The following is a 20,409-nucleotide window of genomic DNA, read 5'->3' as shown; positions in this document are numbered from 1 at the left end:
CTTCGCGGCTCTTCCCTCTCCCCTAAAGGGGAGAGGGCGAGATTGCATATCGCCGTGCTGATGGGCGGCTGGTCGGCCGAGCGCGAGGTCTCGCTGATGAGCGGCGAGGGCGTCGCCACAGCGCTGGAATCGCGCGGGCATCAGGTGACGCGGGTCGATATGGATCGGAATGTCGCTGCTGTGCTGGCGGGAATCCGTCCCGATATCGTGTTCAATGCGCTGCACGGTACGCCGGGCGAGGATGGCAGCGTGCAGGGCATGCTCGACCTGATGCAGATCCCCTACACGCATTCGGGTATGGCGACCTCGGTGATCGCGATCGACAAGGTGCTGACCAAACAGGCACTGGTGCCGCACGGCATCCCGATGCCCGGCGGGCATATCGTGCGCAGCGAAAGCCTGTATTCGGGCGACCCGCTGCCGCGTCCCTATGTGCTCAAGCCCGTCAACGAAGGCTCGTCGGTCGGCGTCGCCATCGTCAAGGCCGACAGCAATTATGGCGACCCGATTGCCCGCGACGCGATCGGACCCTGGCAGGAATTCGACGAGCTGCTCGCGGAGCCGTTCATCAAGGGCCGCGAGCTGACCACTGCCGTGCTGGGCGACCGCGCGCTCGGGGTCACCGAGCTGCAGACCAAGTCGGGCTTCTACGATTACGACGCCAAGTACACCGACGGGCTGACGCTGCACATCTGCCCCGCCGAAATTCCGGCGGAGATTGCCGAGCGCTGCCTGGAGCTGGCGCTCAAGGCGCACAACATCCTCGGCTGCAAGGGCGCGTCGCGTTCGGACTTCCGCTGGGATGACGAAAAGGGGCTCGATGGGTTGTACCTGCTGGAGGTCAACACCCAGCCGGGCATGACCCCGCTCAGCCTCGTGCCGGAACAGGCGGCGGCGATCGGCATCAGCTATGCCGATCTGGTCGAGATCATCGTTGAACAGGCATTGGGGGGCACCCGGCATGGCGACACGGATTAAGCGCGGCACATCGGCGAAAAGGGGCGCAACGCGCGCCAAGCCGCGCACGGCGCAGCGATCGCGGGCCAACGCGTTCCTCGCCCGGCTGCCCTTTACCGAAGAGCAGATGCAGAAGGCCGCGACCATCGGCATTCTGGGGATTCTCGCGCTGGGCGGCGTCATCACCGCGCAGTTCATGGGGCTGCCCGGCATGGTGCAGGAAGAAATGGCGCTCGCCGCCGGACGCGCCGGGTTCGAGGTCAAGAAGGTCGAGGTCCGCAACGTCGACAAGATGAACGAGCTCAAGGTCTACGAGATCGTGCTCGCGCAGAAGGACCGGTCGATGCCGCAGGTCGACCTCGAGGAACTGCGCCGCGAGCTGACGCGGTTCAGCTGGATCGCCGATGCGCGCATCTCCCGCCAGCTGCCCGATACGCTGATCGTCGACATCGTCGAGCGGGAGCCGCTTGCGGTGTGGGAAGATCGCGGGCGTGTGATGCTGGTCGATGCCGAGGGTGTCGCGCTCGAGCCGAGCCCCGGCCAGATCGATCCCAAGATGCTGCGCATCGTCGGCAAGCGCGCCAATACGCGGATCAAGGATCTCACCAAGCTGCTCGACGCCGCGCCCGCGCTAACCCCGCAGGTGAAGGAGGCTGAATGGGTCGGCAACCGGCGCTGGAATCTGACCTTCCATACCGGCGAGGTGCTCGCGCTGCCCGAGGGCGAGGACCTGTCGCAGGCCGCGCTGATCAACTTTGCGCGGATGGACGGGGTCAACCGGCTGCTCGGCAAGGGCGTGACCTATTTCGACCTGCGCGATCCCGAGCGCGCCTATCTGCGCCGTCCGCGCAGCCCCGCCAAGCCCGAAGGCGATGCGCTGGCATCGGCAGCGGACCAATGAGCGGCGGAAAGGGGCGTAAGGGCGGCGCGGCCGTCCCCCGGATCGAGAAGACCTATGGCGCGCTCGATATCGGCTCGTCCAAGGTCTGCGCGATGATCATCGGGCGCACCGACGCGGGCGAGCTGCTGGTGCTGGGCACCGGCCAGCGCGCGAGCGAGGGCGTCAAGCGCGGCTATATCACCGACATGGCGGCGACCGAACTGGCGGTGCGCGAGGCGGTCGAGCAGGCCGAGCGGATCGCGGGGCTCAATATCGACCATGTCCATGTCGGCTGCACCTCGGGCGGGCTGACCAGCACCATCGCGCGGGTCGAGATCGATCTGGGCGGCGGGCGCATCGACGAGGATGATGTCGACCATCTGCTGGCTGCGGGCCGCGAGACGATCCAGCCGGGCGGACGCATGGTGCTGCACGCGCAGCCCGCGCTCTACACGCTCGATGGCGCCACCGGGGTCAAGAAGCCCATCGGCCTCCATGCCGAGCGGCTGGGCGTCGACATCCACGTGATCTTCGCCGATGGCGCGCCGGTGCGCAATATCGACCAGACCGTGGCGGCCGCCTATCTCGGTGTCAGCGGCATCGTCGCTGCGCCGATCGCGGCAGGCACCGCTGTGCTTGGCGAGGAAGAGCGTGAGCTGGGCGTCGCGCTGGTCGAGATGGGTGCGGCGGTGACCAATATCTCGCTCTATGCCGGCGGCATGCTGGTCGGGCTGTTCACCATTCCGTTCGGTGGCGCGGACATTACCGATGCCATCGCCTCGGCCTTCGGACTGCGCCGCGCCGAGGCCGAGCGGATCAAGTGCTTCCATGGGGCCGCGACATCCTCGCCGCGCGACAATCATGACATGATCGACCTGCGCTTGCCCGAAGAGGACAGCAAGCTGGTCGGCGCAGGGGGACGCACCGACGACAAGCATTCGATCAGCCGCGCGCAGCTCGTCTCGGTGATCCGCCAGCCGCTCGACTATCTGATCGGCGAGATCACCAAGGGGCTGAAGGAGCTCGGCTTTACCGGTGCGCAGGGCCAGCGCATCGTGCTCACCGGCGGCTGTGCCGAACTGCGCGGCCTGGCCGATCACATGCAGGTGGCGCTGGGCCGCACCGTACGGATCGGTCGCCCGACCGGCATCGCGGGCCTTCCCGATGCGCATGCTGGCCCGGCCTTCTCGACCTTGGCGGGGCTGGCGCTGTTCGCAGCGGACGAACCGGTCGATATTCGCAGCGTTGCCTCGAGCTATCAGCAGGTTCACCGCCATTCGGGCGCGGCGGTTCTGCAGCGTTTGTGGCGCGCTCTGGTCGGAAATTTCTGACGATGCGGCGCGTTTCGTCGCTTGCCATGCAGGAAGTGGTGGAAAAACCCGATTTTTTGGGTGAATTCGCGAATCAATCTGTGCAATGTGGTTTTTGGTATTTGCTTCAGAATAATGAAGCAGGGGAGAATTAAGGCATGAGCATCACCATCGGACCGCCGACCGTCGACGAACTGCGCCCGCGCATTGCGGTGATCGGGATCGGCGGGGCTGGCGGCAACGCCATCGCCAACATGATCGCGGCCAGCGTCGAAGGCGTCGATTTCATCGTCGCCAATACCGACGCGCAAGCGCTGAACAGCTCGACCGCCGAGCAGCGCATCCAGCTCGGACCCGATGTCACCCAGGGTCTGGGCGCCGGATCGCGGCCCGAAGTCGGTCGTGCGGCAGCGGAAGAGACCGTCGGTGATATCGAGGCGATCCTGGAAGGCACGCACATGTGCTTCATCGCAGCAGGCATGGGCGGCGGCACCGGTACCGGTGCAGCGCCCGTGATCGCCAAGGCTGCGCGCGATCGCGGCATCCTGACCGTCGGCGTCGTCACCAAGCCGTTCACCTTCGAAGGCACGCGCCGCATGCGCGCCGCCGAAGCTGGCATTGCCGAGCTGCAGAAGAATGTCGACACGCTGATCGTCATTCCCAACCAGAACCTGTTCCTGGTTGCCAACCCGAACACCACGTTCAAGGAAGCGTTCCAGCTGGCGGACGAAGTGCTGCAGCAGGGCGTCCGCTCGATCACCGACCTGATCGTCAATCCGGGCCTGATCAACCTCGACTTTGCCGATATCCGTTCGGTGATGCGCGAGATGGGCAAGGCGATGATGGGCACCGGCGAGGCCGAGGGCGATGGCCGCGCACTGGAAGCGGCCGAGCGCGCGATCGCCAACCCGCTGCTCGATGGCGTGTCGATGAAGGGCGCCAAGGGCGTCATCGTCTCGATCACCGGCGGCGACGACATGCGCCTGATGGAAGTCGACGAGGCCGCCAACCATATCAAGGAACTGGTCGATCCCGATGCCAACATCATCTGGGGCAGCGCGTTCAACCCCGATCTGGAAGGCAAGATCCGCGTGTCGGTGGTCGCCACCGGCATCGATGGCGATGCGATGCAGCAGGGGCAGGAAGAAGCGCGTCCGTTCTCGCTGAACCAGGCGGCACCGCGCGCCTTCGCTGCGCCGACGCCCGCACCCAGCTTCGCCGCGGCCCCGCGCCCGGCACCCGCTCCGGCGCCCGCGCCGGTAGCAGCGGCCGAGCCCGAAGCGCTCGACCTGGGGGTTGCGGCGCAGTCGCTCGACGACGATGCGGGGGGCGACGAGCTGCTGCTCGATCCCGCCAGCGCCCAGATCCCGCAGGAGCCCGCGCCGTTCGTTGCGCCGCCCGCGCAGACTGCCGATCCGGTTGCGAAGGCCCCGCGCGTCGCCACCGGCGGTGGCACCCTGTTCGAACGGATGTCGAGCCTGTCGCGCGGCGGTGCGCGCAGCGAGGACGAGGGTGATGACGACGGTGCCGATGCACCGCCGCTCAACATCCCGCGCTTTCTCGGTCGCCAGAACAACCAGTAATCCCGCTGCCCGCCGCGTGCCTGTGCACCCGGCGGGCAGTTGGTTCCCGCAAGCCACCGAATACCGCACACGCCCTGCCGTGCTGCCGGGTGCGCTACGCTTGCAATCGCTTCTGCAAAGGGCGACTGACGGGGCGATATGGCTTTGACCCCGTTTTTGCGTCACCGCAAACTTCGCTTCGCTACCCTGCTTTGCGCGGTTGCCAGCGTTTCGCTCAGCCCTGCCCAGGCGCAGGAAGAGGGGCCCGATGCGCCCGAGACCGGCTATAGCTCGCTCGACGTCACGCAGCCGCGGGGCACGCGCGAGCTGCAGAATGCGTTGCAGCGGCTGGCGCTCTATCCCGGCGACATCGATGCGCTGATCGATGCGGGCAATGCCGCCCTGCTGCTGCAGGACCCGCAGGCGGCGATCGGCTTCTTCGCGCGTGCGGACGAGATGTCGCCTGGCAATGGCCGGGTGAAGGCCGGGCTGGGCTCGGCGCTGCTGCTCAACGAGAATCCGTACGAAGCGCTGCGTCTGTTTGACGAGGCGAAGAAGCTGGGCGTGCCCGAAACCGTCTATGCCGCAGACCGGGGGCTCGCCTATGATCTGGTCGGCAATTCCAACGCCGCGCAGGACGATTATGAGCTGGCGCTGCGCCGCGGTGCCGATGACGAGACGATCCGCCGCTACGCCCTGTCGTTGGGCATTTCCGGCGACCGGGCGGCTGCCGAAGCCCAGCTGGATCCGCTGCTGCGCAAGCGCGACGCCGCGGCCTGGCGCACGCGCGCCTTCGTGCTCGCCGTGTCCGGTGATGCGGAAGGGGCGATAGCGATTGCCGATGCCACCATGCCCAAGCGCATGGCCGCGTCGATCGAGCCCTTTTTCCGCTTCATGGGCAGGCTCACCCCGGCACAACAGGCCGCAGCGGCGCATTTCGGGCACTTCCCGGCGGCGGCGGCCGTCGGCAAGGACGATCCGCGCAACCGGCAATATGCATCGCTTGGGACGCCGCGCGTCCGTTCGGGGCGCGCCGATGCGGGACTGATCCCGGCAGGCGAGCCTCTCGGGCCGGCGCCCGAGACCAAGAGCCGGCGGGTCGCCAAGGTCGACAAGTCGCAGCGTCGTATCCCGGGCAAGCTTTCGAAGAAGGAGCGCGAGGCGATCGCGCTCGCCCAGGCGCAGGCCGCCGCGCAGCCGGTGCCCGTCCAGACCCGCGCCCCGGGTCCCGTGCCGCCGCCCGATCTGCTGATGCCCGGACGCGGTAGCTCAACAGCGCCGTCGCAGCAGACCGTCCAGACGATCCAGAATGTGCAGACCGCGCGCGCGACCGTCCAGCCGTTGCCCGGATCACGCGCGACCGTTCAGCCCCTGCCCGACAGCAGTGCAGCGTCACGCAATGCAGTGGCGGCCCCGGCCAACGCGGCACGTGGCGGCGGCGATCGTCCTGCCCTGGCGACCAACGTCCAATCCGGCGTGCAGCCCGGCGTACAGCCTGACCGACCGGCGGATAACCAGCTCGCGCTCGCGACCTCGGTCAGGGTCACCGACCTCAAGGAACTGCCCGCGCCATCATCCGCGCGCGATCGGGCAGCGCAGGGCCCCCTGATCGGCCCTGACGACAAGGTGGTCGTGCTCTCAGGCATGACCGAATTGCCCCGGCCCGGCTTCACTTCAGTCGCCAATCCGACTGCGGCAACGACGAGCGCGACGCCGCCCCCTCCGCCTGCGACCAGCGCGCCAGGCTCGGCAGCGCCGACGGGTCTTGCAGGCTCTGCGGTGACTTCGACCAATGCCGTTGCGCCGGGGCAGGCGCCTTTGACCTTGTCCAGTTCCAGTCCAGCGGCGGCCAGTGCCGCGACGGCCAGCGCTGCGGCTTCCCCGGCGACCGTGCAGCCGCTGCCATCTGAACCGGAGCCTGCCCGCGTCAGCCTGGCGTCGGTCATTGCCAGCATTCAGGTCCCGGCAGCCGAGCTCGCGCCAGCGGATTATGCGGTCGATGTTACCAAGCTGCCACCGGCACCCAAAAAGCCCGACGAGAAGGAACTTGCCGCCAAAAAGGCGGAAGAGGACAAGAAGCTCGCCGACAAGCAGGCTGCAGACAAGAAGGCCGCAGAAGACAAGAAGCTAGCGGACAAGAAGCTGGCGGACAAGAAGGCAGCGGACAAGCTGGCGGCCGAGAAAAAGGCTGCGGCTGCGAAGAAGGCCGAGCCCAAGCATCCCAAGCGCTATTGGGTGCAGGTGGCAGGCGGGGCCAACCGCGCCGATCTTTCCAAGGAATGGAAGCGGCTGACCACGACCTCGCCCGCCCTGTTCAAGGGCAAGCAGGGCTGGTGGACTCCGCTCAACGCCACCAACCGGCTGCTGACCGGGCCGTTCAAGAGCGCCGACGAGGCACAGGCGTTCGTCAACACGCTGGCCAAGAACAAGCTGTCGGGCTTCACCTTCACCAGCCCGGCGGGGCAGGAAGTGACCGCGCTGGGCAAATAGGCGCCAGGGTTACATCACCGCGTCGCTGATCAGCCGGTGGACGTTGGTGTTCGCCTTCAGCCGGGCGCCGAGCAGGAACACGCCGCCGATCTTGCGCTGGATGAACAGCGTTTCGACCGGGGGAACCTGCCAGAAGGTGCGCTCCTTGGCGAAGGCCATGCCCTCGTCGCGCAGTTCGCTCGTCATCTCGTTGGATGAGAAGTCGAACGGTCCGTCGATGCGTAGCGGCTCGAACGCCGTGTCGAACATGCCCAGCACCGCCACCTTGTGGCTTTCGGGCGCATCGGGATGCAGCATGCCCAGCGTCAGCCCGCCCTCGCGCATCAGGGCGGTATCGCGCTGCATCCCGCCACGCAGAAGCGTGCGATAGGCATTGGCGACCCGGTCGGTCACCACCCGCGTCGCGCCGAAATCGAGCAGCACCAACTTGCCGCTTGCCGGATCGAAGCGATAATTCGCGAAATTTGGATCGGTCTGCATCAGCCGGAAGTCGAACAGCTCGCGCAGCAGCAATCCGACCAGCCGGAGCACGATGCCGTCGCGCGTCGCCTGGTCCATGCTCGCGGTGTCCTCGATCGCGATGCTCTCGACATAATCCATCGCCAGGATGTCGGTGGTGGTGAGGTCGGCATGCAATGCGGGGACGCGGAAGTCCGCATGTCCTGCGAGCAGCTCGCCGAAGCGCGCCAGATGCGCCGCCTCGTGCGCATAGTCGGCCTCTTCGTGCAGCTGCGCCTTGGCATCGGCCAGCATCGGGTCGATGTCGAGCTCGGGCGGCAGCAGGCCGGTGAGCTTGATCAGCGCAGCGACATTGTCGACATCGCTGTCGATGCTCTGCCGCACGCCGGGATATTGCACCTTGATCGCCAGATCGCGCCCGTCGAGCGTCTTCGCGCGGTGCACCTGGCCGATCGAGGCGGCGGCGACGGGCCTGAAATCGAAGCTGGCAAAGCGCTTTTCCCAACCGCGGCCCCAGTTCTGGTTGAGCACGTTGCGCAGCTGGCCCTGCGGCATGTGCTGGGCATCGGCGCGCAGCCGGGCGAGAATGTCCGAAAGCTCGGGCGGCAGAAAGTCGCCGGTGTCCATCGACATCAGCTGGCCCAGCTTCATCGCCGCACCGCGCATCGTCGCCAGCCGATCGGCGATCTTGCGCGCATTGGCAGGGGTCAGCAGTAGGTCGCCGATCGAGGGGCGGCGGCCCTGCGCGAGCTGCTTGGTGCCGTCAACGAGCATCGATCCGGCGACCCCGCCGACCATGGTGCCGAAACTGGCAAAGCGGGAGAGGCGGCCGCTGGGGACGGCCTGGCCGGAAGATCGCGTTCTGGGGGGGAGCATCGGGGTGTGTCGGCCTGTCAGCTTGGCGCGACCGGGATAGGCACGCGCCTCGCCCGCTATGTAGGTGCGCCCCGGCCTAGCTGCAACTCGCCCCGCCGAGCACGCAGAAGCGTGCACAATGCGGATGGTTGAGCGATACAGCGCGCGATGCCTCGGCCAGCGTCGCGCCCATGTCGAAACCGGGATCATGGGGCAGCAGCGTGCAGGCCGCGACGGTCGGCGCATGTGCGCCCTTGTGCTTCACCACCATGCGGCTGGTCGCGCACATCATCATATCGGGGCTCTTGCCCAATATGTCCCAGCAGCCGGTGCTGATCTCGGCAATGTCGGCTGCCGCGTCCATTTCCGGAAACATCACGAACTGCTGCGGATTGCCGGTGTCGATGGCAAGGCCGAGGCGTTCGAACAGCGCCGCAAAGCCTGCGCGCGCCTCGGTTTCGCTTTCGTGCGCCAGATGCCGTCCGGCGATCGCGATCCTGAAGCCGTGCTGCGCCAGCCATTGCAGGCCGGACAAGGCCTTGTCCCAGCTGCTCACGCCGCGTTCGGCCTCGTGCACGGCCTGGCTGTGGTGGTCCAGGCTGACGCGGATGGTGAGCAGGTCGCCATGCCGCGCCTTGAGCTCGAGCAGCGCCGCCTCGTGCCGCCGCATCGGGCGCATCGCGTTCGACAGGACCAGCGTCTCGAACCCGCGTGCCAGGCAGAGCTCCAGGATCGCGATGATGTCCGGGTTCATGAACGGCTCGCCCCCGGTCAGCCCGATCTCACGCGTGGGCAAGGCGGACGAAGCGATCTCGTCGAGATAGGTCGTTACCTCGGCCAGCGAGAGATAGACCAGCGCATCGTTGCGTGGCGAGCTTTCGATATAGCAGCTGAGGCACGCGAGGTTGCACAGCGTGCCGGTGTTGAACCATAGCGTTTCGAGCGATGTCATCGCGACGCTTGCGCGCGGCTCGCCCTTGGCGGTGATCAGCGGATCGCGGAACTTGGCCGGGTTGAGCGGCGGGGCATTGTCGATCGCGAACGGGCTGGCGGCGGTGCTCATGCTGCTGACTATATCGCTGCGTCGCCGATCGCCGCCAAGCGAAAAGCGTCAGGCCTCGGCGTGTTTCGCCAGTCTGGATGCCAGCGGAGCCGATAGAACGAGCTGCAACTGGTGATAGATCAGCGCGGGCAGGATAACGATGCCCGCCTGGGGCCCTGCAAACAGGATCGCGGCGAGCGGCGCGCCGGTGGCGATGCTCTTGTGCGATCCGGCGAAAAGCAGGCTGATGCGGTCGGCGCGCGGCAGGCCGAGCAGCCCGCCCAGCCCCCAGGCGGCGAGCATCGAGAGCACCAGCATCAGCAGGATGATGGCGCACAGCACCGCCAATACGCTCCAGCCGAGCGTCTGCATCTTGCCGCCCGCGACCGCCGAGCTGAAGGCGACATAGACCGCGATCGCGATCGAACTGCGGTCGAGCAGGGTGAGCAGAGACTTGTTGCGCTGAGCCCAGGCCCCGAGCCAGGCCTGAACGATCTGACCCAGAGCAAAGGGCAGCAGCAGGATCGAGAGGATCTTTATCACGGTATCGCTGCTGATCGCAGCGCCCCCGTCCGCGCCGATCAGCAGCGCCACGAGCAGCGGGGTCATGACGATGCCGGCGAGATTGAGCAGTGCCGATGCCATGACCGACGCCGCAATATTGCCCCCCGCGAGTGACGAATAGCTGATTGCCGACTGGACGGTCGAGGGCAGGATGCCGAGGAATAGCAGCCCGATCACCAGCCCGTGCGGCAGCAACCCTCCCGGCGCCTGCGATGCCGCCAGACCCAGCAGCGGCATGAACGCAAAGGTGAACGCGAAGATCAGGCCCTGCAGCCGCCAGTTCTTCATCGCGACGATCACCTCGGCGCGTGGCAGGCGCAGGCCGTGGAGGAAGAACAGCAGGAAGATCGCGACCGAGACGCCATAGCCTGCATAGACCGCCGCCTGGCCGGTCACGGGTAGCACGGCGGCGACCGCGACGGTCAGCAGCAGCATCAGCACGAACCGGTCGGGAATGAGGCGCGTAAGAATCGACATGCCGTTTCCCCCTGCTATGTTTTGTTCGGTTGCGCAACGATCGGAACAATGCAGCGCCGAATTCTGGGGGAGGGGGCATGGACTGGCAGGCGATCACCGCGCGCATCGAGGCTGCGGTCACCCCGCATATCGGCACCGGCAAGGTCGCCGACTATATCCCTGCGCTCGCGCGGATCGATCCGACCAAGTTCGGCATGGCGATCGTGCTGGGGGACGGGACCATGGTCACGCTGGGCGACAGCCATGAGCCGTTCTCGATCCAGTCGATTTCCAAGGTGTTCACCCTCTCGCTTGCGCTCAAGCATTATGGCGAAAATGTCTGGGACCGGGTTGGGCGCGAGCCCTCGGGCAGCGCGTTCAATTCGATTGTGCAGCTGGAAAATGAAAAGGGCATCCCGCGCAATCCGCTGATCAATGCCGGCGCGATTGTCGTCACCGACATGCTGGTGGCGCGCAGCGGTGCGCAAGCGTTCGAGGCGGAGCTGCTCGGGCGCTTCCACCGGCTGTCGGGCGATGACAGCATCGCGGTGGACGAGGAGGTGGCGGAATCGGAATCCGCGACCGGATCGCGCAACCGCGCGCTCGCGCATTTCATGGCCGCGTTCGGCAACATGGCCAATCCGGTCGAGCAAAGCCTGGGCGCCTATTTCCGCCAGTGCGCGGTGCGGATGAGCTGCCGCCAGCTGGCGCGTGCCGCCCTGTTCCTGGCGTTCGACGGCTGCGACCCGATCAACCGCGAGCAGCTCGTCACCCGCGAGAATTGCCGCCGGATCAACGCGGTGATGATGAGCTGCGGCCATTACGACAATAGCGGCGACTTCGCCTATCGCATCGGCCTGCCCGGCAAGAGCGGTGTCGGCGGCGGCATCCTGTGCATCGCGCCGGGCCATGGCGCCATCGCGGTGTGGTCCCCCGGCCTCAACGCCTCGGGCACCTCGATGGTCGGCGCGATCGCGCTCGAGGAACTGGTCGAGGCGACCGGGTGGAGCGTGTTCGTTTGAAGGGTCAGTGAAGTTCTTGGCCCACTGGCTCTCCCCAATCAACTATGTCCGGAAACGTATCGGGGGTCATCTCCTTGATCATCTGATCGAGGTCATATTGGGGTGCTTTGTCCGCTGGATTGAGCTCAGAATTCTCGAGTTCCTTGCACATCATTTTTACTCCGGTCGATCTGGTCGGAAGGCATAAAATATGCACAGATTTGAAATAATTCATCCATATAGTTGGAGCATGAATGCTGTCACAACACATCCACGACAGATCGCAATTGCCTCATGGGATCAAAGCCGGAGCCAAATGATCGCGGCATTTGCACAATGCGAATTCGCGGTTACCGAAACATTGCGTTTGCTGTCGGAAGTTCACAATGGGGCTGCCACGATAAAGATCAAGCCGACCCTGAAGGGGCGGCTTGCTCAGTTGCATGAATTGCTGGGGTGCGACGGAAGCTACGCCAGGCAGGGGCGAGCAATACTTGAGCCGCTACAGGCCATCCAGGAGAAAATCGAGCTCAGGAACCTACTCTGCCATGGCTGTGTCAATCTCTACACAAATGATTCGGGGGCTTGGATCGCCCGAATCAAGATGATGGCCGTAGCAAGAGGAACTTCTCTTCTGAAGGAGGAGCTTCTGACGGAGGAGGGGACTTCCGACTTGCTCAAGCAATTGATGGTACAGTCCAAAACCCTGCTCCATCGGCTAGGTCAGTTCCAGAATAATCTGGCCTCCAAAGCATAGACTACCCCATCCGCACCGGAGGCGCAGGCGTCTGGCTGAACCTTGGCGCGGGGGCGGGCTGCAGGATGCCGTCCACCTCGATGAACGTGCCGCGCTCCTTGTTGTGCGGGTGTTCGGGCGCTTCCTTGAGGCTCAGCACCGGGGCGAAGCAAATGTCGGTATGCTCCATGATCGCGCACCATTCGTCGCGCGTCTTCGAAAGGAACAGCGCGGTGAGTTTTTCCTTGAGGGGGCCCCATTGGCGCGGGTCCATCTGCAGGTCGAAGGCGGGATCGGAAAGGCCTGCCTTCTCGCGCAGCAGCGCGTAGAATTGCGGTTCGATCGACCCGATCGAGATGAACTTGCCGTCGGCGCATTCATAGGTGTCATAGAAATGCGCGCCGGTGTCGAGCAGGTTGACCCCGCGCTCATCGCGCCACTGGCCGTTGGCGAGGAAGGTATAGGTCATGGCGGAAAGCACCGCCGCGCCATCGGTCATCGCGCAATCGATGACCTGGCCCTTGCCGGTGCTGCGCGCGGACAGGATGCCGGCGACCATGCCGAACGCCATGAACATGCCGCCGCCGCCGAAATCGCCCACGGCGTTGACCGGGGGAGTCGGCTTCTCGCCCGCGCGGCCATAGCTGTGCAGCGCGCCCGACAGCGCGATATAGTTGATGTCGTGCCCGGCAAGCGGCGCGTAGGGACCGGTCTGGCCCCATCCGGTCATGCGGCCATAAACCAGCTTCGGATTGTCGGCGAGCAGGACGTCGGGGCCGAGGCCCAACCGCTCCATCACACCGGGACGGAAGCCCTCGATCAGCCCGTCGGCTGCGCGGACGAGTTCGCGGACCCGGGCAATGCCATCGGCTGACTTGAGATCGACCCCGATCACCTCGCGGTTGCGGTTCAGAATATCGCGATTGCCGGAATCGCCGACGGGAGCGCGACCAGTCGCACGCTCGACACGAATGACCCGCGCACCATGATCGGCCAGCATCATCGCCGCAAACGGGCCAGGGCCGATTCCCGCCAGTTCGATGATCGTCACGCCTGCCAGTGCACCCGCCATATCTCTCCACCTTGTTTAACTGATCGATTAAGAGGCGCACGCTAGCGTCGACGGCGTCCAATGCAAGCCCGATTTCGAGGTCAGGCCGCGGGCTGGCACGCCTGTCGATCGCCGCGATGCAAAATGCAGGGTGAGGGTATTGCGGAACAGTGACCTTCCCGTGACGGAAGGTCGATGTTGCATTGCAACAAATAAAAAGGTCAGGATTTCCGCCATTCTTGCCGCACTGCAAAAGTTTAATCAGGGAATTAAAACGAATTGCATTCCGGCAGCCATTGTGACAGCTTTCACTTCGCACCCAACATCACCTGCAGAGTGAGGGGGGCAAAAGCACAACCAACAGGTTGCTTGTGGGAGAAGAGGATGCGCACTTTGTGGAAGCCCGTTCTGGGCTTGCTTTGCACTGTCTCAATGACATCGATGGCTCAGGCGCAGGATGCGCAGCAGGATGATCAGGCGCCCGAGCGCGATGTCATCATCGTGACTGCGACGCTGCGCGCGGCCGATGTGCAGGACATTCCGCTGGCGGTCACGGCGGTCAGTCCGGCCCAGCTCGACCGGCAGAACGTGCAGGACATCAAGTCGCTGACCTCGATCTCGCCCAGCTTCAACGTCCAGTCATCGCAGACCGAAAGCCAGGGCACCTCGATCCGCATCCGTGGCGTCGGCACCACCGGCAACAACACGGGCCTTGAAAGCTCGGTCGGCGTGTTCATCGATGGCGTCTACCAGTCGCGCCCCGGCATTGCGCTGGGCGATCTGCTCGATCTGGAGCGGCTCGAAATCCTGCGCGGCCCGCAAGGCACATTGTTCGGGCGCAATACCTCGGCCGGTGCGCTCAACATCACCACCCAGCGCCCCGACCTGACCGAGGTCAAGGCGTTCGGCAACTTCACCTATGGCAATTACGACTTCTTCAACGTGCAGGCCGGTGTCAGTGTGCCGCTGGTCACCGACCAGCTGGGTCTGCGCATCTCGGGCGCTTATCGTAAGCGTGACGGCTATCTGAAAAGTGCCACCGTGCCGGGTGCGGAGAGCGGCAATCGTGACCGCTATATCGTGCGCGCCCAGCTGCTCTGGGAGCCTTCGCCCGATGTCAGCGTCCGCCTTATCGGCGATTATGCCAAGGCCGACGAGAACTGTTGCGACGCGGTTATCGTGCGTGAGACCGAACTGGTTCCGTTCTTCGCCTTTCACGGCCTGCCCAATAGCGGTGTCGTTGCCTCGGGGCCGCAGGCGCTCAAGCAACTGCGTACCAACAGCCAGCAGTTCAACAACGATACCGAGCAATATGGCTTTTCGGGCGAGCTGAAATGGGACATCGGCCCCGTGCAGATGACCTATATTGGATCGTACCGCCATTTCGAGGCGTCTTCCGACCAGGAATCGGATTTCGTCGGTCTCAACGTCTTCACCTCTGGCAATGGTGCGGCATCAGCGCCGACCACGCCCAGCAATGGCGGCCCGATCAAGACGATGACCCACGAACTGCGCTTCCAGGGCAGCGCGTTCGACGATGCGCTCGATTTCCTGGTCGGTGCCTATTATTCGGACGAGAAGATCAACGAGATCCAGACGCTGACGCTGGGCCCGGATTACCAGCGGGCAGTGAGCGCCGGCAACTTCGCCAACCTTGCCGGGGTCAATCCGCTGTTCGCGCTGACCGCGCTGGGCAATGGCGGCGTGCCGGTCAATGCGGCGGGCAATTTCGCGATAAACCAGTTCCGACAGGACGCCGAGAGCTTCTCGATCTTCACGCATAACGTGATCAACTTCACCGACAATCTCAGCCTGACGCTCGGCGCACGCTATGTCGACGAAAAGAAGCGGGGCAGCTTCGATCAGTTGGCCGCCAATTCGCCTGCCTGCCAGGCGATCGTCAACGGCGTGATCACAGGAGCGATCCCCGCAGCGCTTCGCGCCGGTGCGTTGGGCCTGACCTGCTTCCCGTTCGCGACGTCGGTCGGCATCACCGTGCCGGGCACGGGCGGGACCGTGCTTGCCAGTTCGATCCCCGGCTTGCCGCTGCCGCGTGAATATAATCTCGTCTTCAAGGATGACGAGCTGACCTATACCGCGCAGCTCGCCTATAACAGCAACAACGGCTTCCTGGCCTATGCGGGATTCAGCCATGGCTTCAAGTCGGGCGGTTTCAACCTCGACCCGGCAGCGGCCGCCCTGGGTGCCGATCCGCGCTTCAATTCGGAAAAGGTCGATGCCTATGAAGCGGGTATCAAGACCGAGTTCGCCAATGGCCGCATCCGCGCGAACCTTGCCGTATTCCACATGGACATGAAGGACTTCCAGGTCCTCGAGTTCACCGGTGTCCAGTTCCAGACGTTCAACGTCGGCGCGGCCAAGTCGACCGGTGTCGAGCTGGAAATGTTCGGCCAGTTCGAATCGGGCATCTCGGTCAATGCTGCGGTTACCTATGCGGATGCCCGCTATCCGCGCAATTGCGCTGCGGGCGTGGTCGGCACGGCGCAGACGCTGGCGACGATCCGCAGCCTTTGCGGTGCGGACCTCACCAACGCGCCCAAGTTCACCGGCGTGTTCGGCATCACCTATGACAAGGAGATCACCGATTCCGGATGGAAGATGCTGGCCAATTTCAACATCAACTATTCGGACGACCGCCGCACCAGCACCTCGCCGCTGGACAGCAATGGCCTGCCGATCCCGCTCGACATCCAGGAAAGCTATTTCAAGATGAACGCGCGGCTTGGCTTCACCACGCCGGACGACCGCTTCTCGTTCGAACTGTGGGGCACCAACCTCAACAACGAGATCACGCGCGGCATCACCGCCAACACCCCGCTGCGCGGTGGTGCGGGCACGCGTTCGCGTATCGGTTTCGTCGAGGAACCGCGCATGTACGGCATCACCGTGCGCGCGAAATACTGACGCAAGGGATTGATGGGGGACACCGCCTGATCGGACACCATCGGGCGGTGAACATCAGTGACCTGGGGCGGCACCGGCTACGGTTGCCGCCCCTTTTTTCATGTCGATCGGGGGCCAGTGGCCGGCCCGGTCACTGCTTGGAAAAGGCATCGGCGATCGAGCATGCCGCCGGGCCGAGAATGACGACGAACAGCGTCGGCAGGATGAAAAGGATCAGCGGCACGGTCATGATCGCGGGCAGGCGTGCGGCCTTTTCCTCGGCGCGCATCATGCGCTCGTTGCGGAATTCGGCCGAGAGCACGCGCAGCGCGGAGGCAAGCGGCGTGCCGTATTTCTCGGTCTGGATCATCGTCGTCACCACCCCGCGCACCGATTCCAGCGCAACGCGATACGCCAGGTTTTCAAAGGCCTGGCGGCGTTCGGTCAGGAACGCGAGTTCGATCGCGGTCAGCGCGAATTCGTCGCCCAGCTCGGGATAGGCGCGGCCCAGTTCCTTGGCGACCCGGTTGAAGGCGGCATCGACGGTGAGACCCGCCTCGGCGCAGATCACCAGCAGGTCGAGCGCGTCGGGCAGGCCCTTGCGGATGGCATCGGTGCGCTTGGTGATCATGTTCTGCACGAACAGGTCCGGCGCCTTGTAGCTGCCGATCAGGATGGCAGCAAACAAGCCGAATTTCTTGATCGGCGACCAGTCGGGCACCAGCACGTCCAGGCCGTAGATCAGCAGCGCGGCGAGGCCGCCCAGCGCGATCGGCAGCACCATGCGACCGAAGATGATCGACACCGCCACGTCCTTGGAACGGATGCCGGCCTGGGCCAGCTTCTGCTGCGCGGCCTTGAGCTGTTCGTCCTGCAGCACCCGCAGGGATTGCAGTGTGCTGCGCATCTTGTCGGTGGTGTCGTTCTTGTGAACGATCTTGGCGCGCTTCTTGGCGGTGGAGGCGGTGATTCCCGCCTTGAGCTGCTCGCGCCGCTCGTTCAGCGCCTTGACCCGCTTGGCCATGGGATCGCGCACCGTGGTCGCGGCATAGATCGCGATCAGCACCGCGAGCGTCGCCACCGCAGCGAGCAAGGTCGCCACGAAGATCACGTCGATTCCCATCAGGGTAGGATTGGCTGCTTCCTGCATCGTTCCTTGCCCCCGATCAGATTTCGAAGCTGACCATCTTGGCCATGATGAACACGCCGATGCCCATCCACACCAGGCCGCCGATGCCGGCGATCATCAGCCGTTCCTCGACGAAGAAGCCGGCCAGATATTCGGGGTTCACCCACCAGATCATCATGAACACCAGGAAGGGCAGCGAACCCACGATATAGGCCGATGCCTTGGATTCCGAGGACAGCGCCCGGATCTTGAGCTTCATCTGCGCGCGCGAGCGAAGTACGGCGCCGAGGTTCGAGAGCGTTTCGGCAAGGTTGCCGCCGGTCTCGCGCTGGATCGCGAGGGTGATGCAGAAGAAGTTGAATTCAGGCGTCTGCAGCCGGTTGGCGCTTTCCTGCAACGCGTCTTCCATCGATCGGCCGATCTTGATCCGCTCGGTCACCAGCTTGAATTCCTCGCCCACCGGGCCGGGAATTTCCTTGGCCACCACGGTGAGCGTCTCGGTCACCGGTAGGCCCGAGCGCAGGCCGCGCACTAGCAGGTCGATCGCGTCGGGAAAGCGTGCGGTAAACTGGTTGAGGCGCCGCTTGATGAAATGGCCGACCACCATGTGCGGCAATCCGAAGCCCAGCGCCGAGCCGATGAACAGGCTCATCATCAGCTGCCCTGTGCGGAAATAGACCGCCATCGCGACAAGCAGGCCCAGGCCGGCCACGACCTGCCCGAACTGGACCACGGACCAGTTCTTGCCGGTCATCGCCAGGCGACGCGCGAGCATCTGCACCTTAGTAAGCTCTTCGCCGGTCTGGTTGAAGCGCGGTTTGCGGTTGGCGATGGCCTTGCGCATCTGCGCCTCGACCTTCGCGCTGGCATTTTCGCTGTAGCGCTCGCGCACCGTCAGGATGCGGCGCTGCAGCTCCTTGCGCTCCGACGGCCCGGAAAACGCCATGACGAGCAGACCGAAGACGCTCGCAATGCCCGCCGCCAACAGCAATGTCTGCACCATTTCCATGCGCTCTTCACCCGCGATTTCGGGCCGCCGCTGGCCAACATGGCGCGGCGGTACCGGTTACTTCTTGGCGGCCTTTGCAGCCTTGCCCGGCTTGGCCGGAAGCAGCGACTTGAAATCACCAAACTTGCCGAGCAGCGACTTCTTGGCGCCGCCGGTGTCTTTTTCCGCTGCGGCCTCTTCCTCGGCCAGGCCGAGGCAGCGGTCGGTCAGCGCCTTCATCACCGCGCCAGCCTTGGTCGACTTGCCCGCCTCGCAGAAAGGCTGACCGAGCTTCGCAGCCTGGGCGGCGGTCTTGGGATCGGCGGGGATGAGGAAATCGATCTTGCGCTCGATGGTGGTCTCGAAATCGGCCCGGCTGATCTCCAGCGCGGCCGGTTGCACCTTGTTCGCCACCACTATCACCCGCGCAGCGGGTGCGTTCGACTTGAGCCAGGCAAGCAGCCGGATCGCGTCGCGCGCCGAGGCGAGCGTCAGTTCGGTCACGAGCACCGCCATGTTGGTCTCGGCGACGAGATGCGGATAGTCGATCAGCATCTGGCGGGGAAGGTCGACAACGGTGTTCTCGAACGCGTGGCGGAACTCTTCCTGCAACTGGAAGAAGGCGGTGCCGTCCGTGATCAGTGGTGAGCTGATCGGCGCTTCGGCCGACAGGATCGACAGCTTGTCGTTAGCCTTGATCATCGCACGTTCGATGAACAGGCCGTCGATGCGGCTGGGATTGTCGATAGCATCGGTAAGACCGCGACCCGGCTCCAGGTCCATGGTTAGCGCGCCGGTGCCGAAATGCAGGTCGAGGTCGAGCAGCGCGGTCATGCGACCGGCATTCTTGCTGAGCTGCCATGCGAGCGACGTGGCCACGGTCGATGCGCCGACGCCGCCGCGCGTGCCGATGACCATGATGCCGACATGCGCGCGCTCGATCGCCGCTTCGCCCGCCTTGGGTGCGTTCAGCATCGCCTGCGCCTGCAGGATGGTATCGCGGATCTGATCCGGCCCCACGGGCTTGAGCAGATAGTCGTGCAGGCCGCTCGCGATCAGGTCGCGATACAGCCGCACGTCGTTGACCTGGCCCATGGCGATCACCACGGTGCCGGGCTCGCAGACCTCGGCCAGCGCGTTGATGTCATTGAGCGGATCGCCCGATTCCGAAAGATCGACCAGCAGGATGTTGGGGCTTGCGGTGATCGACAGCGACTGGACTGCATTGCGCAGGCCGCCCTTGCTGCACTTTTCCGGCGGCCAGCCCATGTTGATCGCCATCGCGCGCACGATGTCGAGCGTCGCCTCGTCGCAGACAAAGGCCGCGAACTGGTCGCGATTGGCCGTCATGCCCGGTTTCCAGGGTGCGTTCACTGCTGCGATCCTCCCTGCTGGGTCGCGCCCTGCTTCAGGCCCTGAGCGCCGGTGGGCGGGGTCTCGCGATATTGCTTGATGGCGGTGTCCGAACGCTGGGTCGAGGTGGTCAGAGCTCCCGGCTCGCCCCGCACCAGATCTTCCTTGTTCGCGACCATCGCCGCGACATTCGCGTTGAAGGCACAACCGAAATTGCTGCTGGTCGCGTTGCGATAGTTCATCTCGAGCTTGGTCTTCCAGTCGGGACAGCCCGGCACCTCGGCAGTGCTGCGCGTCACCACGACCCGAACCGCACCGGGCGCGATCTCGCCGGTGGTGACCGGTGCCACGTCGTTGACCAGCAAGCCATGGCGCGAAGCTGCGGCCTCGATCGCGGACTTGACCACGACATTGCGGCCGGCCGGATCGTCGATCGAAACGCGGTCGCCATAGCCCAGGTCCATTGCCTGGAACCATTCGGCCAGTCGGCGCTGTTCCTGCGCCGGCAGCGATCCACCCGCCGCATTCAGGTCGAGCGTGTAGTTGCTCCGCGATACGACGGCCTGGTGGACGCTATCCAGGCCGCGGTTGCTGGCCATGTTGCCGCAACCCGACAAGGTCAGGATGGCCGCTGCTGTGATAGCTGCATGATAAGCGCGCATTGCTAATCTC

16 protein-coding genes are annotated in these 20,409 nt (G+C 64.9%); 8 read left to right on the top strand and 8 right to left on the bottom strand.

Features of this window, described 5'->3' with window-relative positions; translation table 11 throughout:
* Positions 1-42: 42 nt before the first annotated feature.
* The 5 genes from FG486_RS04590 to FG486_RS04570 all read left to right on the top strand — a co-directional run bounded on the left by FG486_RS04590 (position 43) and on the right by FG486_RS04570 (position 7,199).
* Positions 43-978 (top strand): D-alanine--D-alanine ligase, encoded by a 936-nt coding sequence (locus tag FG486_RS04590; RefSeq protein ID WP_277816956.1) that lies wholly within the window; start codon positions 43-45, stop codon positions 976-978.
* Positions 962-1,858 (top strand): cell division protein FtsQ/DivIB, encoded by an 897-nt coding sequence (locus FG486_RS04585; RefSeq protein ID WP_066276907.1) that lies wholly within the window; start codon positions 962-964, stop codon positions 1,856-1,858. The genes FG486_RS04590 and FG486_RS04585 overlap by 17 nt, the downstream gene beginning before the upstream one ends.
* The gene (ftsA, locus tag FG486_RS04580; protein WP_171007796.1) at positions 1,855-3,168 is read left to right on the top strand and encodes a cell division protein FtsA; all 1,314 of its coding nucleotides are present in this window, start codon (positions 1,855-1,857) and stop codon (positions 3,166-3,168) included. Before FG486_RS04585 ends, ftsA begins: the two co-directional genes overlap by 4 nt.
* Positions 3,169-3,305: 137 nt before the next feature.
* Complete coding sequence (ftsZ, locus tag FG486_RS04575; protein WP_181266603.1) at positions 3,306-4,730, top strand: cell division protein FtsZ; 1,425 nt, start codon at positions 3,306-3,308, stop codon at positions 4,728-4,730.
* A 144-nt stretch (positions 4,731-4,874) separates the two neighbouring features.
* On the top strand, positions 4,875-7,199 hold the full coding sequence (locus FG486_RS04570; protein WP_181266602.1) for an SPOR domain-containing protein: 2,325 nt from the start codon (positions 4,875-4,877) through the stop codon (positions 7,197-7,199).
* Between the two features lie 9 nt (positions 7,200-7,208).
* Here FG486_RS04570 and FG486_RS04565 read toward each other — a convergent pair whose 3' ends face one another.
* From FG486_RS04565 to FG486_RS04555, 3 genes are all read right to left on the bottom strand, one after another.
* Positions 7,209-8,534 (bottom strand): ABC1 kinase family protein, encoded by a 1,326-nt coding sequence (locus FG486_RS04565; RefSeq protein WP_181266601.1) that lies wholly within the window; start codon positions 8,532-8,534, stop codon positions 7,209-7,211.
* Between the two features lie 76 nt (positions 8,535-8,610).
* Complete coding sequence (locus FG486_RS04560) at positions 8,611-9,576, bottom strand: radical SAM protein (RefSeq protein WP_181266600.1); 966 nt, start codon at positions 9,574-9,576, stop codon at positions 8,611-8,613.
* A 48-nt stretch (positions 9,577-9,624) separates the two neighbouring features.
* Positions 9,625-10,596, bottom strand: coding sequence for a bile acid:sodium symporter family protein (locus FG486_RS04555; protein WP_181266599.1), 972 nt, complete (start codon positions 10,594-10,596; stop codon positions 9,625-9,627).
* A 77-nt stretch (positions 10,597-10,673) separates the two neighbouring features.
* Between FG486_RS04555 and FG486_RS04550 the strand changes: the two genes are divergently transcribed.
* A complete protein-coding gene (locus FG486_RS04550; protein WP_181266598.1) occupies positions 10,674-11,597 on the top strand; it encodes a glutaminase in 924 nt (307 codons plus the stop codon).
* A 295-nt stretch (positions 11,598-11,892) separates the two neighbouring features.
* A complete protein-coding gene (locus tag FG486_RS04545) occupies positions 11,893-12,333 on the top strand; it encodes a hypothetical protein (protein ID WP_181266597.1) in 441 nt (146 codons plus the stop codon).
* Position 12,334: 1 nt separating this feature from the next.
* Here the strand turns inward: FG486_RS04545 and FG486_RS04540 are convergent, their stop codons facing one another.
* Positions 12,335-13,384, bottom strand: a complete 1,050-nt coding sequence (locus FG486_RS04540) for a CaiB/BaiF CoA transferase family protein (RefSeq protein WP_066276884.1) — start codon at positions 13,382-13,384, stop codon at positions 12,335-12,337.
* Positions 13,385-13,795: 411 nt separating this feature from the next.
* Between FG486_RS04540 and FG486_RS04535 the strand changes: the two genes are divergently transcribed.
* Positions 13,796-16,288, top strand: coding sequence for a TonB-dependent receptor (locus FG486_RS04535; protein WP_181266596.1), 2,493 nt, complete (start codon positions 13,796-13,798; stop codon positions 16,286-16,288).
* A gap of 130 nt (positions 16,289-16,418) precedes the next feature.
* Here FG486_RS04535 and FG486_RS04530 read toward each other — a convergent pair whose 3' ends face one another.
* From FG486_RS04530 to FG486_RS04515, 4 genes are read right to left on the bottom strand one after another with little or no spacing between them, the layout of a single operon-like run.
* Positions 16,419-17,417 carry a type II secretion system F family protein gene (locus tag FG486_RS04530; RefSeq protein ID WP_171007799.1) on the bottom strand — a complete coding sequence of 333 codons (999 nt, stop codon included), beginning with the start codon at positions 17,415-17,417 and terminating at the stop codon, positions 16,419-16,421.
* Between the two features lie 16 nt (positions 17,418-17,433).
* Positions 17,434-18,405: a type II secretion system F family protein gene (locus FG486_RS04525; protein WP_181266595.1), complete on the bottom strand. Its 972-nt coding sequence runs from the start codon at positions 18,403-18,405 to the stop codon at positions 17,434-17,436.
* A gap of 57 nt (positions 18,406-18,462) precedes the next feature.
* Complete coding sequence (locus FG486_RS04520; RefSeq protein ID WP_066276872.1) at positions 18,463-19,758, bottom strand: CpaE/TadZ family protein; 1,296 nt, start codon at positions 19,756-19,758, stop codon at positions 18,463-18,465.
* Positions 19,755-20,399 carry a CpaD family pilus assembly protein gene (locus FG486_RS04515; protein ID WP_181266594.1) on the bottom strand — a complete coding sequence of 215 codons (645 nt, stop codon included), beginning with the start codon at positions 20,397-20,399 and terminating at the stop codon, positions 19,755-19,757. The genes FG486_RS04520 and FG486_RS04515 overlap by 4 nt, the downstream gene beginning before the upstream one ends.
* Positions 20,400-20,409: the final 10 nt, after the last annotated feature.

This window comes from Blastomonas ursincola (genome assembly GCF_013607875.1).
GTDB lineage: Bacteria > Pseudomonadota > Alphaproteobacteria > Sphingomonadales > Sphingomonadaceae > Blastomonas > Blastomonas ursincola.
The sequence above is the reverse complement of the archived record's forward strand: the minus strand, read 5'-3'. Positions and strand labels throughout refer to the sequence as shown.

Bases quoted from the DNA above. Each gene is read 5' to 3' on its own strand.
- FG486_RS04585 (WP_066276907.1), top strand. From the start codon at position 962: ATGGCGACACGGATTAAGCGCGGCACATCGGCGAAAAGGGGCGCAACG.
- ftsA (WP_171007796.1), top strand. From the start codon at position 1,855: ATGAGCGGCGGAAAGGGGCGTAAGGGCGGCGCGGCCGTCCCCCGGATC.
- ftsZ (WP_181266603.1), top strand. From the start codon at position 3,306: ATGAGCATCACCATCGGACCGCCGACCGTCGACGAACTGCGCCCGCGC.
- FG486_RS04565 (WP_181266601.1), bottom strand. From the start codon at position 8,534: ATGCTCCCCCCCAGAACGCGATCTTCCGGCCAGGCCGTCCCCAGCGGC.
- FG486_RS04560 (WP_181266600.1), bottom strand. From the start codon at position 9,576: ATGAGCACCGCCGCCAGCCCGTTCGCGATCGACAATGCCCCGCCGCTC.
- FG486_RS04555 (WP_181266599.1), bottom strand. From the start codon at position 10,596: ATGTCGATTCTTACGCGCCTCATTCCCGACCGGTTCGTGCTGATGCTG.
- FG486_RS04550 (WP_181266598.1), top strand. From the start codon at position 10,674: ATGGACTGGCAGGCGATCACCGCGCGCATCGAGGCTGCGGTCACCCCG.
- FG486_RS04545 (WP_181266597.1), top strand. From the start codon at position 11,893: ATGATCGCGGCATTTGCACAATGCGAATTCGCGGTTACCGAAACATTG.
- FG486_RS04540 (WP_066276884.1), bottom strand. From the start codon at position 13,384: ATGGCGGGTGCACTGGCAGGCGTGACGATCATCGAACTGGCGGGAATC.
- FG486_RS04535 (WP_181266596.1), top strand. From the start codon at position 13,796: ATGACATCGATGGCTCAGGCGCAGGATGCGCAGCAGGATGATCAGGCG.
- FG486_RS04530 (WP_171007799.1), bottom strand. From the start codon at position 17,417: ATGCAGGAAGCAGCCAATCCTACCCTGATGGGAATCGACGTGATCTTC.
- FG486_RS04525 (WP_181266595.1), bottom strand. From the start codon at position 18,405: ATGGAAATGGTGCAGACATTGCTGTTGGCGGCGGGCATTGCGAGCGTC.
- FG486_RS04515 (WP_181266594.1), bottom strand. From the start codon at position 20,399: ATGCGCGCTTATCATGCAGCTATCACAGCAGCGGCCATCCTGACCTTG.